The organism is Planotetraspora kaengkrachanensis (assembly GCF_016862895.1).
In the GTDB taxonomy this organism is placed as follows: Bacteria; Actinomycetota; Actinomycetes; order Streptosporangiales; family Streptosporangiaceae; genus Planotetraspora; species Planotetraspora kaengkrachanensis.
Genome location: NZ_BONV01000050.1, coordinates 1 through 15,722, shown reverse-complemented (window position 1 = coordinate 15,722; position 15,722 = coordinate 1). Strand labels below are relative to the sequence as shown.

The window sequence follows — 15,722 nt, the reverse complement described above, 5'->3', positions numbered from 1 at the left end:
ATCCAGCGGGGGTCCGCCTACCGGCACGACACCTGAACGGTCGCTATCTCGAAGGGGCGGAGCGGAAGCCGTACCGATCCTTCTGCGACATCCAGCGGGGCGGCGGGGGAGCCGAGCGCGTCGGCGAGACGCGCGCCGGCGAACCCCCCGTGGATCACGGCCTCGGTGGCCACCGGATGCTCGGCCACCAGGCGGATCTCCAGCCATCCGTCCCTCTCACGCAGCGCCGCCATCGTCACCCCGTCACCGGTGATCATGAGTCGCCCCCGCGCGGACGCGGCGGCTGACCGCCCGGAGCCGGGGACGGCGAGCAACTCGAGCCGGAACTCCTCGGCGAGACGCGGCAGCTCCGCCCCGTGCCAGGTCCCCGAATAGGGCAGGACCGCGAAGCGGGTCGAGAACGGGCCCGGACACTGGGCCGCGGGAGTCGCCACCTGCGGCCCAGCGGGTTCGTCCCGGTTGGGATTGCGGTTGCCGGACAGCAGGCCCACCGACCTGACCAGCGTCAACGCCAACTCCTCCGCGACCTGCGGGACCCGCCCGCCGACCAGTTCGTACTCGCTGACGTGGTCGAGCAGCACCGCGAGGCCACCGGCGGCCACGAACGACTCCGCGGGAAAGGTGGGCACGGGCTCCTCGCCGCCTCCGCCCTCGGCCGTCAGACCACGCCGGACCACGGCGAACTGCCCCGCCGCGAACGACTCGCCGGTCGCCGCCGGCAGCGGGGCGTGCCACCTGATCCGGTGGTCGCGGCACCCGACGTCGAAGGACACCTCGCACCGCACGTACGGCTCGCCCGCCCGCAACTCGACCCTGGTCCGCACGTCGGTGGTCACCTGGGAGGCCGCTCGGCCGTCCGCCGGCCACTCGTAGGTCCGGACGATCTCGAGTACCGAGACGAGCGGCCCGGCGTGCACCTCCTCGACGGACACGTGGACCGGGACGTCGTGGACGCGGTCGCACGACGGAGGGGCGTAGTTGTACGTGTCGCCCACGTCACCGCCGTGGGCGATCCGTCCGACCCCGTGGACCTCGACCCCCTCGGCGCCGCGCAGCGACAGCGTGCCGTCGGCGGCGACCCGGACGCGCAGCAGCCCGTTGTCCATCGTGGCGCCGTCCTGCTCCTGATCGAGGAGCCCGCCCGCGGGGAGCCCCGCGCGGGGGCCGCCGAAGACCGGCGCGCTGGAGGTCAGCACGGCACGCCCGAGCGGCGGCACGGTGACGTGGGCGGCGACGGTGACGACCGGTTCCGCCAGCGTCCGGACGGTCCAGGGCCCCGGCCCGGCATGGAGGATGGCCTGGCGCAGGTCCTCATAGGCGTACGTCCCCGAGGCGTGACGACTGACCGTGACGGTGAACACGCCGCCCTCGCCCTCACGCGGCCGCTCCACGGCCCAGGAGACGATCTCGTGGCCGAACAGCTCCCGTTCGTGCACCCGCCCGAGCAGGCGGCTCAGGTCGTCCATGACGGTCTCGTCCACGAGCGTGGGGGCGTGCTCCAGGCGCTGGACGGGCACGGCCCGGCCGTCGGCGTCCACGAGCACGGCGGTGCGCTCGGGTAGGTCGGCGAGCACCAGGCCGGCCCGCTCGAACGGTGAGGGATTGACGACCACGACCGCGTCCCTGCCCGCGGAGGCGGCGAGGGATGATCCGACGAGGTCGACGACCGCCTGGCCGATCTGCTCGGCCTCGGCGATCCTGGCGGCCACCTGCTGCGCCGTCTCGTCTGCGCCGCAGCCGGTCACGGAGTCGTGCCCGCTGCACGCGATGACGCGCCGCCACGCGAGGTCGATCAGCCGGGCGGAGGCCGTGCGGTCGGCGAGCCACAGCGCCGACAACGGCTCCGCGTACCGCGTGACGACCCGCTCGGCTCGGGCCATGGCCTGCTTGAGAGCCACGCGGGCGGAGATCACGCCGGGCAGGATGTTGGCCCGTGCGTGGGATCGCAGCTCCCCGGTGACCTGTGGCAGCTCGCCGGCGTGCGTTCCCGCGGCCGCGTCCATGAACTCGCCGAGCGTGGCGACGCGCAGGCCCGCCCGGGTGATCTCCCTGGACGGGGCGGAGTGGTCGGCCCCGTACATCGCGAGCAGCGGGCCGCCCGAGCGCCAGCCGTCCATGGAGGAGGCGAAGGCGGCGACGCGGTCGGGCAGGCCCTCCGGCGGGCCGCTGAGGAGCGCGACGGCGTTGCCATATCCTCCGGGCAGGTATCTGGCCGTCACCGCGGTCCCGTCGGCACCCGTCCAGACGAACGTGTCGCGGTCGACGTGGGCGGGCACCCCGCGCCACACGCAGGCCGTGCGCAGCCCGGCCAGCGCCAGGATCTGCGGCATCTGAGCGCAGTGCCCGAACTGGTCGGGGAGGTGGCCGACGCGCATCGCGCCCCCGAGGGCCGCCGATCCGCGCATGCCGTACTCGAGGTTGCGGACGAGGGTCTCACCCGAGCAGAGGAACTCGTCGGACAGGATCAGCCACGGGCCGACGGCGAACCGGCCCTCGGCGACGAAGCGGGCGACGTCGCCGCGGCGGTCCGGCCGCACCTCGAGGTAGTCCTCCACGGCGGCGAGCTGGCCGTCCATGGTGAACCGGTAGGCCGGGTCCTCGTCCATCGCGGACAGGACGTCGTCGAGCATGCGGACCAGGCCCATCCGGAACCGCTGGAACGGCAGGTACCACTCGCGGTCCCAGTGGGTGTGGGGGACGACGACGATCTCGGGACGGTCAGCCGAGGGGTCGTCCGAGGGGTTCGGTAAGGGGTTCACGCGTTCGCTCGCTCTTCCTGACGCATTCGCCGCTGACGGGGATGCCGGCCCATTCGGCGTAGCGGCGGATGATCCGCTGGGCGATGACGATGTCCTCCATGGCGGCTTCGAGGCCGGTGAGAGGGGGCTCCTCCTGGGTGACGAACCGGTGGAAGGCGACGAGCTGCCGTTCGAACGGCTCCGCCACGTCACGGTAGACGGTCCGGCGCTCCGTCGTGCCGACCCGCGACAGGCAGGACAGGGCGGTGGGGGCGTTCAGGAGGTACGGGGAGGGGTAGTGCAGCTCCAGCGAGCCGTGGTCGTGGTGCACCCGCACGGTCTCGTGGTAGGCGGGATAGCTCGGCAGGTGATGCAGGCGGATGCCGTACCTGGCGGAACCGCCGCCGCGCAACGTGCCGCTCACCTCGATCGAGGGCGGGAAGGCGTCGACGGGCCACACGGCGACGTGGTCGACCGTGTCGGGCGGGACGGTGAACATCCGCATGAGCGACAGTTCGTGGCAGACGCTGCCCAGCACGACCCGGGCGTACAGGCGCCGCAGCCGCTCCGAGGCCGTCCCGACCGCGGCGGTGAGCGCCAGCTCGTCGGCCTCCGCGTACGGCGCGAGCCGGTCCGCAGGTGGCCTGGTCACGCGGGCCCTGGCGAACAGCAGTTGCGACTCCTCCGAGGGCTGCAGCACGGTCACGTCGAGATGGCGGATCGCGGCCGGCCCGCCCACCTCGTGCAGCGCCTCGAGCATGCGGTGCGCGGCCGGGTCGTACTGCTTCATGTAGGCCACCATGAGCCGGGCGTCGGTGGGGACGCCCTCCAGCTCGGCCAGGCTGTAGGCCAGGGGATTCTCGGTGAGCACCCAGTACCCGCGGTCGAGGGCCGGTTTCACGATCGGCCCGTGGGACCCGCGGGTCAAGACGATCAGCGCGTCGAACCCGCCGCCGTCCAACATGGCGACCGGGTCGTCGAACGCCGTGGCGCCGAGCTCGCGTCCCACCGTCTCCGCGTGCTCGCGATCGAGGTCGCAGACGGCGCTGACCTGGAAGATGTCGCGTCGCCGCGCCAGCAGCGGCAGATAGACGACCTGGGCGGTCACCCCGAGGCCCACGACGGCCACCCTCACCACGTCCACGCCTGTCACCGTCCCCCCGGCGTCACGGGCGTCTTGTCCCGGTTGCCACGTGACGTTCCCACGATGCCGGTGTGATCACGCCTGCGTTCCCGCAAAGGCCGTGCCACGCGCGGGGCGGGTCAGGTGCACAGGGCCATCACCTCGTTGACCGGCGTCTCGAGCCGGTGGACACCCGGTCGCGCGGGCACGAGCACGCGGTCGCCGCGGATGACCCGCCGCGTGTCCGGCCCCCACAACACGAGCCCGTCGGCGCCGTCGACGAGGAACTCCTCCCCGTGCCGGAGCAGCAGGGGCCCGTCGGGAGACGCCGACACCGCGGTACGGCCGTCGGCGATCGCCCGCACGACCTTCTCTGATCCCTCACACGCGGGGTCGGCGAGCACCCACGTCGTCGGAGCCCCCGGGGGATGGCCGTCCTCCGGCCGGTGGAAGTCCCCGCCGCCCACGACGACCAGGTCGTCCGTCCAGGCCTGGCCCCAGGCGAGCGGCGCGCCCCAGGTGCGGTCCCACCAGCTCCAGTGCCACAGCTCCGCCGTCCTCGGCCGGGTGCAGAAAGGCTGCCGCCACGCGCAGTCGGCCGCGAGGGGATGGTTGACCGACAACACCCCGCCCCGGTCCTCCGCGGTGCGGGCCCACTCGTCCGGCGGGCGCCGGAAGTCGACCCAGCCGATGTCGCCCCACGCGTTGGCGTGGCCGAGGTCGGTGGTGATCTCCTGACCGGGGACGAGCAGAATGCCGGCCAGGGCCGAGGCCGAGGCCAGCTCGGCGTGGTGGCTGACGGTGTTGTGGTCGGTGACGGCGAGGTAGTCGAGCCCGCGGTCGGCGGCGACGCACGCCAGTTCGTAGACGCTGAGCGTGCCGTCCGAGTGGTGCGTGTGGGCGTGGAGGTCCCCGGCCAGCCAGGTGAACCCGTCGAGCGAGGGCAGGCCGCGCCGGTCGGTCGCGGGCAGCCGGTGCGGCTCGCGCGGGGCGCGCCTGGACCGCCTGGAGTGGTCGCGCGGCGCGACCGGCGGCCGCGGGTGGGCGATCACCGTGATCTCGTACGGCAGGCCCTCGAGGGGGATGCGGTGGAGGCCGAACAGGACCCGCCACATACCGGGCTCGATGTCGCCGGGAAGGTAGCCGGGGGTCGCCCACAGGGGGCCGATCGTGTACTCGGTGCGGGCCCCGCCCGACCAGCCGCGGAAGCCGTCCGGTCCCGAGCAGCCGAGGTCGATCACCCCGGACGAGCGGTCGTGGCCGAGCCGCACCGTGAGGGCGGCGGTGCCGGCCGGGATCTCGAACGCCACCTCCTTGACCGGTCCGGAGATCCGGTCGTCGAGCGTCCACGTCCCCCGGATCGTCTCCCCGGGCGCTCCCGTGATCCAGGCCATGCTCAGGCCACCGTGAGGAGTCGGTCGTCGCGGTAGAGAAGGGCGCGGCCGGTACGGGGGACGGCCCAGGCGGGGGCCCCGACGGCCGGCTCATCTCCCTCCGGCACGACGACCTGGATCAGCAGGTCTCCCGAGTCGAGCGTGACCAGGTGGGCGGCGCCGAGATTCTCCACGACGGCTACCTTCCCCGAGAAGACGTCCCGCCTCCCGGTTGGCGCGGATTGTGATAGATCCGCATATTCAGGGCGCAGGCCGTACACGAGCGGGCCGTCCGCGATGTCGCCCGGCAGGGGGAGCACGGCGCCGGCGACGTGCAGCCGGCCCCCCTCCGCTGAGGCCGGCAGCAGGTTCATGGGCGTCGAGCCGATGAACCCGGCCACGAAGGTGCCAATGGGACGGTGGAAGACCTCCGACGGCGTGCCGACCTGCATGATCCGGCCCGCGTTCATCACCGCGATCCGGTCGGCCAGCGCGAGCGCCTCACCCTGGTCGTGCGTCACGAAGACGGTCGTCACCGCGAGCTCACGCTGGAGGCGCTTGAGGAACGTGCGGGCCTCCAGTCGCAGGCGGGCGTCGAGGTTGGACAGGGGCTCGTCGAACAGGAACACCTGGGGGTGACTGGCGATGGCCCTGGCCAGCGCGACCCGCTGCTGCTGCCCGCCGGACAGCTGGCCCGGCCGCCGCGCCAGCAGTTCGGACAGGCTGAGGCGGGAGGCCGTCTCGGCCGCCCTGGCCTCGCGCCTCGACCGGGAGACCTTCTTGATCCGGAGGGGATAGGCGATGTTGGATGTGACGTCCATGTGGGGGAACAGCGCGTAGTCCTGGAAGACCATCGCGACGTTCCGCCGTCCGGGTGGCAACGCCGTCACGTCGTTACCACTGATCCGGATTTTTCCGGATGTTGGGGTCTCCAGGCCGGCGATCGAGCGGAGCAACGTCGTCTTGCCGCACCCGGACGGGCCGAGCAGGGCGAAGAACTCGCCGTCGCCGATCTCGAGATCGAGGGAGTCGACCGCCCGGACGCCTCCGGGGAACTCCTTGGTCAGGCCGCTGAGCGAGATCACCTCTTGATCCCTCCGTGGAATCGGAAGCCGTACCTGCGGCTGACGAAGACGTACATCACGACCACCGGGAGCGAGTAGAGGAGCGAGAACGTCGAGATCAGGTCGAGGCGCGGCGCCCCTCCCTCGGTGTACAGGGTGTAGAGGATCACCGCGCCGGGCGCCTTGTCGGGGTCGCGCAGAAGGATGAAGGGCTGCAGGAAGCTGCCCCACACGTTGGCGACCGCCCACACCGCGATCGTGGCCAGGCCGGGCCGGACCAGCGGGATCACGATGTGCCGCAGGATCTGCAGCGGCGACGCACCGAAGACCCGGGCCGACTCCTCGTACGACGTCGGCGTGCCGTCCATGAAGTCCTTGAGAATGAAGATCGCCGCGGGGAGCAGGCCGCCCGACAGCGTGAGGACCACGCCCAGATGGGTGTCGATCAGGTTCAGCCGCGTGGCGAGCTCGAAGAGCGGCACCATCGCCGCGGTGCCCGTGACCACGGACGACAAAAGCAGCAGCACGTACAGCAGCGCGTCCCTGCCGGGCACCCGGACCCGGGACAGCGCGTACGCCGCGAGGGCCGCGAGCACCACCACGAGCACCGCGCTGCCGGCCGCCTGCAGGAGCGAGTTGCGCAGAGAGCTCACGACGTACGGGTTGTCGAGCAGGGAACGGAAGTTGCCGAACGTGAACTCGGGCAGCGACGTCGTGATCGACGGGTGCGCGTCGAACGGCGCGGAGGCCAGCCAGAGCAGCGGCAGGGAGAAGAATCCCAGCACGACCGCGAGGAACGTGGCGCGGCCGATCGTCCCGAGCACGTGGCGTGTCATGGCCGTGCCCCCGGCACGACCGGCCGGGGGTTCCACGCGGCGGTGCCGTCCCTCGTCGCGCTTCGGCCGCCTCGTTTCCGCGCTCTCCTCAGGCTCCCCGCGGGTCATGGGACGACCACCTTCCTGCGGTCGCGCAGCAGGCGCAGGTAGACGAAGGCGAAGACGAGGTTGATCAGCAGGACGAGGAACGAGATCGCGGCCCCGAATCCCAGTTGGCCGCCGCTGAGCGCGACGTTGTAGATGTACACAGGGAGGATCTCCGACCTGCCCTCGGGCCCGCCCGCGGTGAGCTGGAACGACGTGAAGTCGTTGAAGGTCCACAGGCTGATCAGCAGCAGGTTGGTCAGCACGTGACCCTTGATCCTCGGGAAGACGACGTCTCTGAGCTGCTGGAGGGTCGACGCGCCGGCGAGCCTGGCCGTCTCCAGGTGGGACGGCGGCACGTTCTCCAGCGCCGCGCCGTACAACATCATCGAGAAGGCCGTGCCCCGCCAGACGTTGAACACGATGATCGACAACATGGGGTAGTCGAGCAGCCACGCGAAGCCCGGTGTGTGCAGCAGCGTGTTCAGCGTGCCGTCGTCGCGGTCGAGCAGCGCGATCCAGAGGAACGCGACCACCGACGACGGGAGGATCCAGGCGAGCAGCACGAGGCCCTCGGTGATCCGCTTGACCGGCCCGGGGCGATTGCGCAACACCCACGCGATCGCGAACCCGAGCACGGCCTGGCCGATCACCGCGGACCCGAGCACGTACTGCAGGGTCAGCCACAGTGAGTTGCGGAACCGTTCGTCCCCCAGCGCCGTGGTGTAGTTGTCCACGCCGACGACCTGCGGGTCCGCCGCGGCGAGCCCGGTCAGGCGGTAGTCGGTCAGGCCGAGGTAGATGGTCCACAACGCAGGGAAGACCAGGAAGACCCCGATCAGCACCAGGCCTGGGAGCACGAACCCGACGGCCCGTGCGCGGCCCAGGCCCGATGGGTCAGCTTGTGACATTGGCGGCGCCGCCGACCAGCGACTCCACCTTCTGCTGGTAGGCGGCGGCCGCCTCGTCGACCGTCTTGCCCGCGACGACGTCGGCCGTGGCCTCCTGCAGGGCGACCGACACCTGCGGATACACGGCCAGCGGAGGCCGGTAGGCCGTGATCGGCAGCACCTCGTCCGACACGAACTTCAGCATCGGGTCGACCCCGAGCACCTGGTCGTTCACGTCCGAACGCGAGGTGATCCTGGCCGCTCCCGCGAGCTGCGAGGTGGTGGCCTTGGCCGAGTGCATGAACGACAGCAGTTCCCAGGCCAGCTTCGGGTTCTTCGAGTTCGGGTTCAGGACCCGTACGGCGCCGCCCGACATGCTGACGAAGTCCTGCCCGCGGATGCCGGAGCCCGGCTGCTCGGAGGGGATGAGGGCGTACCCGACGGCGGAGTCCCGGTTCTGCATCGGGGCGACGCCGGCGTCGGGCTCGACGACGGCCCGCCAGAAGTAGTCGCCCTCCGCCAGGATGCCGATCTTGCCTTCGGCGAACTGGGCGAACGACTTGTCCCTGCCCTGTGCCTCCTGCTGCAGCTTCGGATCGCCGAGACCCGTCGTGTAGATCTGGCGGTAGAAGCCCAGCACGTCCTTGAGCGCCTGGGATCCGCCCGTCCACTTGCCGTCGGCGTAGATCTGCGCCCCGGCGCCGGCGAGGAGCGGCAACGCGCCCTGCATCGTCGTGGCCTCGCCCATCGCGGTGCCCGCGTTGAGCTGGATCGGCACCGGCACCCCGGCGGCCTTCAGCGCGTTGCCGGCGTCGATGATCTCCTGCCAGCTCTTGGGCTGCCAGTCGGCCGGCAGCCCGGCCTTCTCGAACAGGTCCTTGTTGAAGTAGAGGACGCGGCCGTCGGTGCCCTGGGGCAGGCCGTACTTCTTGCCCTCGAAGATCCCCAGGCCCTGGACCGCCTCCGGGATCTGGCTCCAGCCCTCCCAGGAGTCGACCTCGGGACCGGCGACCTCGGCCAGCGGCTTGACGTAGCCGGCCTGGGCGAACTCGCCCACCCAGATGCCGTCGAGGTCGATCACGTCGGCGCCGGCGTGCGACTTGAGGTCGAGAGCGATCTTCGTCTTGTACTGCTCGTCGTCCACCCCGCTCGGCTGGAACAGCACGTGGACCTGACGGCCCTTCGCCTTCTGCTCCGCCTCGAACTGCGGGATGACCCACCGTGTGGTCCAGTCGGCCGTCTCGGCGTTCTTTCCGCCGGAGATCGCGTTCGCCGTGATGATGAGGGTGACGCTGCCGTCCGAGGATCCGCTCCCCGTGCCGCAGGCCGCCAGGACCAGTACGGCTCCCGCCACCGCCGCGAGTACAGGTCTCATGAAGACCTCCCCGTCAAAGTCATGACGTGCAGACAAATCGACAGTCGCACGGGACAACTGACGAGTAAAGAAACGGTTTGGTGAAGCGGTGAAGGAGGAGCGCGGCCCCGCCGGGCGCCCGCGGCGAACGACGATCAAGAAACGAGGTTCGCGCTGAGCTGATCGGGAAGAGTGCAACCAGTGCGGTGACATGAGTAGGGTCGGGCGTAACAACGCACGCTTGGAGGGAGTCGCGTGGCATCTCAGCAGGCCGGGATGAACAACCTCTTCACATACACGGGGTCCTCGTCTTTCACCGAGTTTCTCGGCGCGTACGCGCCGGATCTACTGCCGTCCCGGATGCAGGCGCCGGCCGTGCCGGTCGGTGATCAGATTCCCCACGCGACCACGATCGTCGCGGCGACCTGCGCCGGGGGAGTGGTGATGGCCGGCGACCGCCGCGCCACCTCGGGGAACATCATCTCCCAGCGGGACATAGAGAAGGTCTTCCGCACCGACGACTACTCCTGCATGGGCATCGCGGGCACCGCGAGTACGGGCATCGAGATGGCCCGGCTGTACCGGGTGGAGCTCGAGCACTACGAGAAGACGGAGGGCCGCTCGCTCTCGACCGAGGGCAAGGCCAACCGGCTCGCGACGATGATCCGCGGCAACCTCGCCATGGCGATGCAGGGCCTCGTGGTCGTGCCGCTGTTCGCGGCCTACGACCCGGCCATCGACGGCGGGCGGATCTTCGGCTACGACGTGGGCGGTGGGCCGTACGAGCAGCGGAACTACCATTCGATCGGCTCCGGTTCGATCTTCGCCCGCGGTTCGCTGAAGAAGCTGTACCGCGAGGGCGCCTCGCCCGAGGACACCGTCCTGGCCTGCCTCAACGCGCTGTACGACGCGGCCGACGACGACTCGGCGACCGGCGGGCCCGACGTGACGCGGAAGATCTGGCCGGTGATGGCCGTGATCACCGCGGACGGCTTCCGCCGCCTGCCCGAGGAGGAGGTCTCGGAGCTCGTCCAGACCATGCTCGCCGGGCGGATGGAAGACCCCGACGGACCGACCGCCCCGCTGCGCTAACTCGAAGAGAGGAACACCCCCGGTGTCCATGCCCTTTGGATATGCCTCACCCGAGCAGATCATGCGGGACAGGGCGGAGTATGCGCGAAAGGGCATCGCGCGAGGCCGCAGCGTGGTCGTCATGCAGTATGCCGACGGCATCCTGTTCGTGGCGCCCAACCCGTCCAAGGCTCTCCACAAGATCAGCGAAATCTACGACCGCATCGGGTTCGCCGCGGTCGGGCGGTACAACGAGTTCGAGTCGCTGCGCCTGGCCGGCATCCGCTATGCGGACATCAACGGCTACACCTTCAACCGCAACGACGTCACCGGCCGCGGTCTCGCCAACCTGTACGCCCAGCAGCTCGGCATGATCTTCACCGAGTCGATCAAGTCCCTGGAGGTGGAGATCGTCGTCGCGGAGGTCGGCGACTCCCAGGCCGAGGACCAGATCTACCGGCTGACCTTCGACGGGTCGGTGTTCGACGAGCAGGGCATGGCGGTCATCGGCGGCCAGGCCGAGGCCGTCGCGGGCCGCCTCAAGGAGCGCTACAAGGACAACATGCCGCTTCCTGAGGCGCTCGAGGCCGCCCTGGTCGCGCTGACCGAGCCGGGAGGCGAGCGCCCGCCCGCCACCCAGCTCGAGGTGGCGGTCCTCGACCGCGGCCGCGAGCACCGCAAGTTCCTGCGCCTCACCGGTCCCCGTCTCGAGCGGCTGCTCAAGACGGTCAAGTCCGAGACGAAACCGGATAAGCCTGCCGAAGACGTGTCGCTGCCGGAGCCGCCGACCGCTCCGGACGGAGACATCGACACCGGCTCGGCCGAGTAGAGACCAAGGCCGGTCCCGGCGATTACCAGGTGATCCCTATCCGGTTGTCACATTCGGGGAATAGGGTTAGGTGATGGATCGACGCATCTTCGGGCTGGAGAACGAGTACGGCGTCACCTGCACGTTCCGCGGGCAGCGCAGGCTGTCACCGGACGAGGTGGCGCGGTACCTGTTCCGGCGAGTGGTGTCCTGGGGCCGATCGAGCAACGTCTTCCTGCGCAACGGCGCGCGTCTGTACCTGGACGTGGGCAGCCATCCCGAGTACGCCACCCCTGAATGCGACAACGTCGTGGAGCTGGTGACCCACGACAAGGCGGGGGAGCGGATCCTCGAAGGTCTCCTCGTGGACGCCGAGAAGCGGCTGCGCGAAGAGGGCATCGCAGGAGACATCTACCTGTTCAAGAACAACACGGACTCCGCCGGGAACTCCTACGGCTGCCACGAGAACTACCTCGTCGGGCGGCACGGGGAGTTCGGGCGCCTGGCCGACGTACTGATCCCCTATCTCGTCACCCGGCAGATCATCTGCGGGGCGGGCAAGGTGCTGCAGACGCCTCGGGGCGCGGTCTACTGCGTGTCCCAGCGTGCCGAGCACATCTGGGAGGGCGTCTCCTCGGCCACCACCCGCTCGCGTCCGATCATCAACACGCGTGACGAGCCGCACGCCGACGCGGAGCGCTTCCGCCGGCTGCACGTCATCGTGGGCGATTCGAACATGAGCGAGACGACCATGCTGCTCAAGGTCGGCGCGACCGACCTCGTCCTGCGCATGATCGAAGCCGGCGTCGTGATGCGGGACCTGTCGCTCGAGAACCCGATAAGGGCGATCCGCGAGGTCTCGCATGACATGACCGGCCGGCGGAGGGTGCGGCTGGCCAACGGGCGCGAGGCCTCGTCCCTGGAGATCCAGCAGGAGTACCTGACCAAGGCGAAGGACTTCGTCGACCGGCGCGGCGGCGACGAGACCAGCAAGCGGGTCCTGGAGTTGTGGGAGCGGACGCTCCGGGCGGTCGACACCGGCGACCTCGACCTCGTTTCGCGGGAGATCGACTGGGTCACCAAGTACCAGATGATCGAGCGTTACCGGCAGAAGTACGACCTTCCGCTCTCTTCGCCGCGAGTCGCTCAACTCGATCTCGCCTACCACGATGTCCACCGCAAGCGCGGCCTGTTCTACCTGCTGCAGAAGCGCGGCGCGGTCGAGCGGGTGGCGAGCGACGTCAAGATCTTCGAGGCGAAGTCGGTGCCCCCGCAGACCACGCGGGCCAGGCTCCGCGGGGAGTTCATCCGCAAGGCACAGGAGAAGCGGCGCGACTTCACCGTCGACTGGGTCCACCTCAAGCTCAACGACCAGGCCCAGCGGACCGTGCTCTGTAAGGACCCGTTCCGCAGCGTCGATGAAAGGGTTGACAAGCTCATCGCCGGGATGTGATCTCCTTACGTCTTTCCGACAGCGGGTTCGGGTAGTGTTACCCGAGCCTTGCTGTCTGTCTGAGGGAATTCACATGCGCCGCCGTACGGCAGTAGTCGCCGCCGCCTTGCCTTTGTTGCTCGCCGCGGCCTGTGGGACCGCGGAGAAGAGCGCGTCCCCCAGCGCGGGCGGGGGGACGACCGCCGCCGCCGCGGACCTGAAAGTGGCGGGCGAGGCGGGCAAGAAGCCGACGGTGACGTTCCCGGCCGGCCAGCCTCCGCTCACGTCGTCGTCCCTGAAGGTCCTGGACGGCTCCGGCGTGGCGGCCAAGGACGGCGACGTCCTCACGGCCAAGGTGACCGTCTTCAACTGGGACGGCAAGGAGAACAAGTCGTCGGGCTCCGACTACGACCAGGGGCACTCCGAATTCGTCACGGTCAGTCCCCAGCTGCCGAAGTCCCTGCATGAGGCCCTCGTCGGCGCCAAGCCGGGCGGCCGGGTCGTCGCGGTCGTCGCGAAGGACAGCCTGTCGCCCGACCAGATCACCCAGGCGAAGGACCAGGGCACCGACTTCAACACCACCTCGCAGGTGCTGGTGGTCGACGTCGAGTCCGCCGCGCCGAAGGCGGCCCAGGGCTCCGCGGTGGACCCCGGCGTGGAGGGGGTCAAGCTTGAGAACCCGGGTGGCGACAAGGCCCCGACGCTGACCACCAAGACCGACGCCAAGGCGCCGAAGGACCTCGTGGTCAAGACCGTGATCAAGGGTGCCGGGCCGCAGATCAAGGCCGACCAGATGGTCCTCGCGCACTACACCGGCAAGATCTGGGGGACGGACAAGGAGTTCGACTCCAGCTGGCAGCGCGGCGAGCCGGCCACGTTCGCTCTCAACCAGGTCGTGAAGGGCTGGTCGCAGGGGCTCACCGGAGTCCCGGTCGGCAGCCGCGTCCTGATCTCCATCCCGCCGGACCTCGGGTACGGCAAGGAGGGGAACGCCCAGGGAGGTATCAAGGGCACCGACACCCTGGTCTTCGTGGTGGACGTCCTCGGCGCGGTCTGACGCTCCCGTAGCACTCAGAAAAGGCTCTTCCCCGGATGACGGGGAAGAGCCTTTTTCTTGAGCCCCTTCATGAGGCCCGGTCTTCTTGGGCCGGTTCTCTTGGGCTCAGCTGTTGATGCTGAAGCTGTCGCCGTAGACCTTCCACTTCAGCGGCGGGGTGAGGTCGAGGTTGCCCGCCTTGAGGAAGACCCGCTGCGCGGTGTCGACCCTGCTCGTGTCGCTGTGCGCCTCTTCGGTCTTCATCGCCGCCTTGCGGGCGTCGAGGAACGCGTTGAGGTAGGCGACCTCGTCGCCGCCCTGGGCCGGGGTCTTGGCCTTCTTCATGGCGGTCTTGCGGATGCCGCCGAAGCTGACGAGATCGCTGCCCGGGCCGTGCATCACCATCGCGTCGTAGTAGGTGAACTGGCCCAGCGCGCGCAGGCCGTCCGACTTCGCCTGCTTAACCGCAGGATTGAAGTAGACACGGTCGCGCTCGTCGTTCTGCGCCTGCTGGAAGGCCGGGTCGGCCGCCGCCTTGCGCCAGTCCTTGGTGAAGTTAGGGTCGAGGCCCTTGTGGGAGTCGGTGCCGTTCACCTTGCGCAGCGGGGGCAGGTACGGCGCGAGCACGTTGCCGGGCTTGCGCTGGGCGTAGAGCTCGACGAGTTCCAGCATGTCGCCCGTTCCGGAGCAGAACCCGATGATGCCCGCCGTGTAGCCCCGGCCGTCGTCGATGTCCTCGATGTACTTGTACTGGGCCTTCCAGTCGAGCGAGGAGTTCTCCGCGCTGGAGACGAGCTCCATCGCGATCTCCTTCTTCTTCGGATCGGTCAGGTCGGCGGAGGCGGCCTTGGCCTTGTTCGTGCTCTTGGATTCGCCCGCGGATTTCTTCGGGGTCTTGCTGGTCGACTTGTTGGTCGACGCGGGAGTGGAGGCGGGCTTGGGCTTGGTGCTCGGCGTGCCGCTTCCGTCGCTCGCTTTGGTGCCGGCGGGCGCGGTGGGCTCGGTCGGCGTCTCCGTCACGCTGCCGGCGTCCTCGGCGGCGGGGACGGCCGCGTCTGGCGAGTCCGGTGCGGGGGCGAGCGCGGCGACCTTCGCGGGGTCCACCTTGGCCGGGGTGGCGTCGGCCGCCGCGCATCCGGCCGCCGACGCCACCGGGAGTACGGCGACGCTGACGGCGAGGAGGAGTGCGCCTCGCCGGGGGGTACGCCTGCTCGTCGGCAGGGGTGTCACTGTGTCTCTCCGTTTCTCCGCCGATCTCGCCGGCGTCCAACGGCGGTGTGGGGAGCACGTTGCGACGTTGGGGAAGCGCGCGGCCGAGAGGGGGTGGCGGCTGCTGGGGGAGGAACCCTGGCAGGTTAGTTAGTAAGGTTTCCTAATGAAACCAGGGGCTGGTGATGCTGTCAATGTCCAGTTTTACTGGAGTGATGACAGCTATCTGCTGTGATTTAACTTATGTAAGGGTTAAGGGTGACTTAAGGGGTTGTGCCTGCCGGGAGTCGCGGGCGCGTTTGGGACAGTCCGGGCGCCTGTGTTCTCCTGGGCTATTTACGCGGATGGGTTCGGCGGAAATATTTCTTATCGGCATTGGTGTCGATCGAGCGGGTCCGAACCTCGTGGTGCTAAATGTCGTATATGCGCTGGTTGATTGGATGTTTCGGTCAATTCAAACAAGTGCCGCGTCGGCATATTGGCCCGTCTGGCCTGCGGTGATCCCCGGTTCGGCAGTTTTCCGCGGTGACCCTGTCTTGCCCCGATTCGTGGCTTGATCTGAACTAGTCGACCATTCCAACAAATGGAAGAGGCGGCTTATCGCGGACGCCTTGATTACTCGTCGGTATTAGTTGCCAGGCGCCCATTCCCATGAAATGATTCGTACGGGAGTTCGAATTTCTTCGCTTCGGGGGTGGGGTGGG

The 15,722-nt window shown here is 69.5% G+C and carries 12 protein-coding genes; 4 read left to right on the top strand and 8 right to left on the bottom strand.

The window, feature by feature from the left end; genetic code table 11:
- Window positions 1–17: 17 nt before the first annotated feature.
- The 7 genes from Pka01_RS36720 to Pka01_RS36690 form a co-directional block, all read right to left on the bottom strand.
- Window positions 18–2,759, bottom strand: coding sequence for a glycoside hydrolase family 38 N-terminal domain-containing protein (locus tag Pka01_RS36720; protein WP_239116006.1), 2,742 nt, complete (start codon window positions 2,757–2,759; stop codon window positions 18–20).
- Entirely contained in the window at window positions 2,719–3,882 is a 1,164-nt protein-coding gene (locus tag Pka01_RS36715; RefSeq protein ID WP_239116004.1) for a Gfo/Idh/MocA family protein, read from the bottom strand. Before Pka01_RS36715 ends, Pka01_RS36720 begins: the two co-directional genes overlap by 41 nt.
- A gap of 119 nt (window positions 3,883–4,001) precedes the next feature.
- Window positions 4,002–5,255, bottom strand: coding sequence for a CehA/McbA family metallohydrolase (locus Pka01_RS36710; RefSeq protein ID WP_203887600.1), 1,254 nt, complete (start codon window positions 5,253–5,255; stop codon window positions 4,002–4,004).
- Window positions 5,256–5,257: 2 nt separating this feature from the next.
- On the bottom strand, window positions 5,258–6,319 hold the full coding sequence (locus Pka01_RS36705) for an ABC transporter ATP-binding protein (protein ID WP_203887599.1): 1,062 nt from the start codon (window positions 6,317–6,319) through the stop codon (window positions 5,258–5,260).
- Window positions 6,316–7,242 carry a carbohydrate ABC transporter permease gene (locus Pka01_RS36700; RefSeq protein WP_239116001.1) on the bottom strand — a complete coding sequence of 309 codons (927 nt, stop codon included), beginning with the start codon at window positions 7,240–7,242 and terminating at the stop codon, window positions 6,316–6,318. The genes Pka01_RS36705 and Pka01_RS36700 overlap by 4 nt, the downstream gene beginning before the upstream one ends.
- The gene (locus Pka01_RS36695; RefSeq protein WP_203887598.1) at window positions 7,239–8,129 is read right to left on the bottom strand and encodes a carbohydrate ABC transporter permease; all 891 of its coding nucleotides are present in this window, start codon (window positions 8,127–8,129) and stop codon (window positions 7,239–7,241) included. Before Pka01_RS36695 ends, Pka01_RS36700 begins: the two co-directional genes overlap by 4 nt.
- Window positions 8,116–9,483 carry an extracellular solute-binding protein gene (locus Pka01_RS36690; protein ID WP_203887597.1) on the bottom strand — a complete coding sequence of 456 codons (1,368 nt, stop codon included), beginning with the start codon at window positions 9,481–9,483 and terminating at the stop codon, window positions 8,116–8,118. The genes Pka01_RS36695 and Pka01_RS36690 overlap by 14 nt, the downstream gene beginning before the upstream one ends.
- A gap of 255 nt (window positions 9,484–9,738) precedes the next feature.
- Here Pka01_RS36690 and prcB point away from each other — a divergent pair, with 255 nt between their 5' ends.
- The 4 genes from prcB (at window position 9,739) to Pka01_RS36670 (ending at window position 13,830) form a co-directional block, all read left to right on the top strand.
- On the top strand, window positions 9,739–10,554 hold the full coding sequence (gene prcB / locus Pka01_RS36685) for a proteasome subunit beta (protein ID WP_203887663.1): 816 nt from the start codon (window positions 9,739–9,741) through the stop codon (window positions 10,552–10,554).
- 28 nt (window positions 10,555–10,582) lie between these two features.
- Complete coding sequence (gene prcA, locus Pka01_RS36680) at window positions 10,583–11,362, top strand: proteasome subunit alpha (protein WP_203887662.1); 780 nt, start codon at window positions 10,583–10,585, stop codon at window positions 11,360–11,362.
- A 73-nt stretch (window positions 11,363–11,435) separates the two neighbouring features.
- Window positions 11,436–12,794 carry a Pup--protein ligase gene (gene pafA, locus Pka01_RS36675; protein WP_203887596.1) on the top strand — a complete coding sequence of 453 codons (1,359 nt, stop codon included), beginning with the start codon at window positions 11,436–11,438 and terminating at the stop codon, window positions 12,792–12,794.
- 73 nt (window positions 12,795–12,867) lie between these two features.
- Window positions 12,868–13,830 (top strand): FKBP-type peptidyl-prolyl cis-trans isomerase, encoded by a 963-nt coding sequence (locus tag Pka01_RS36670; protein WP_203887595.1) that lies wholly within the window; start codon window positions 12,868–12,870, stop codon window positions 13,828–13,830.
- A gap of 105 nt (window positions 13,831–13,935) precedes the next feature.
- Here the strand turns inward: Pka01_RS36670 and Pka01_RS41420 are convergent, their stop codons facing one another.
- Window positions 13,936–15,039, bottom strand: coding sequence for a chitosanase (locus Pka01_RS41420; protein ID WP_275414538.1), 1,104 nt, complete (start codon window positions 15,037–15,039; stop codon window positions 13,936–13,938).
- Window positions 15,040–15,722: the final 683 nt, after the last annotated feature.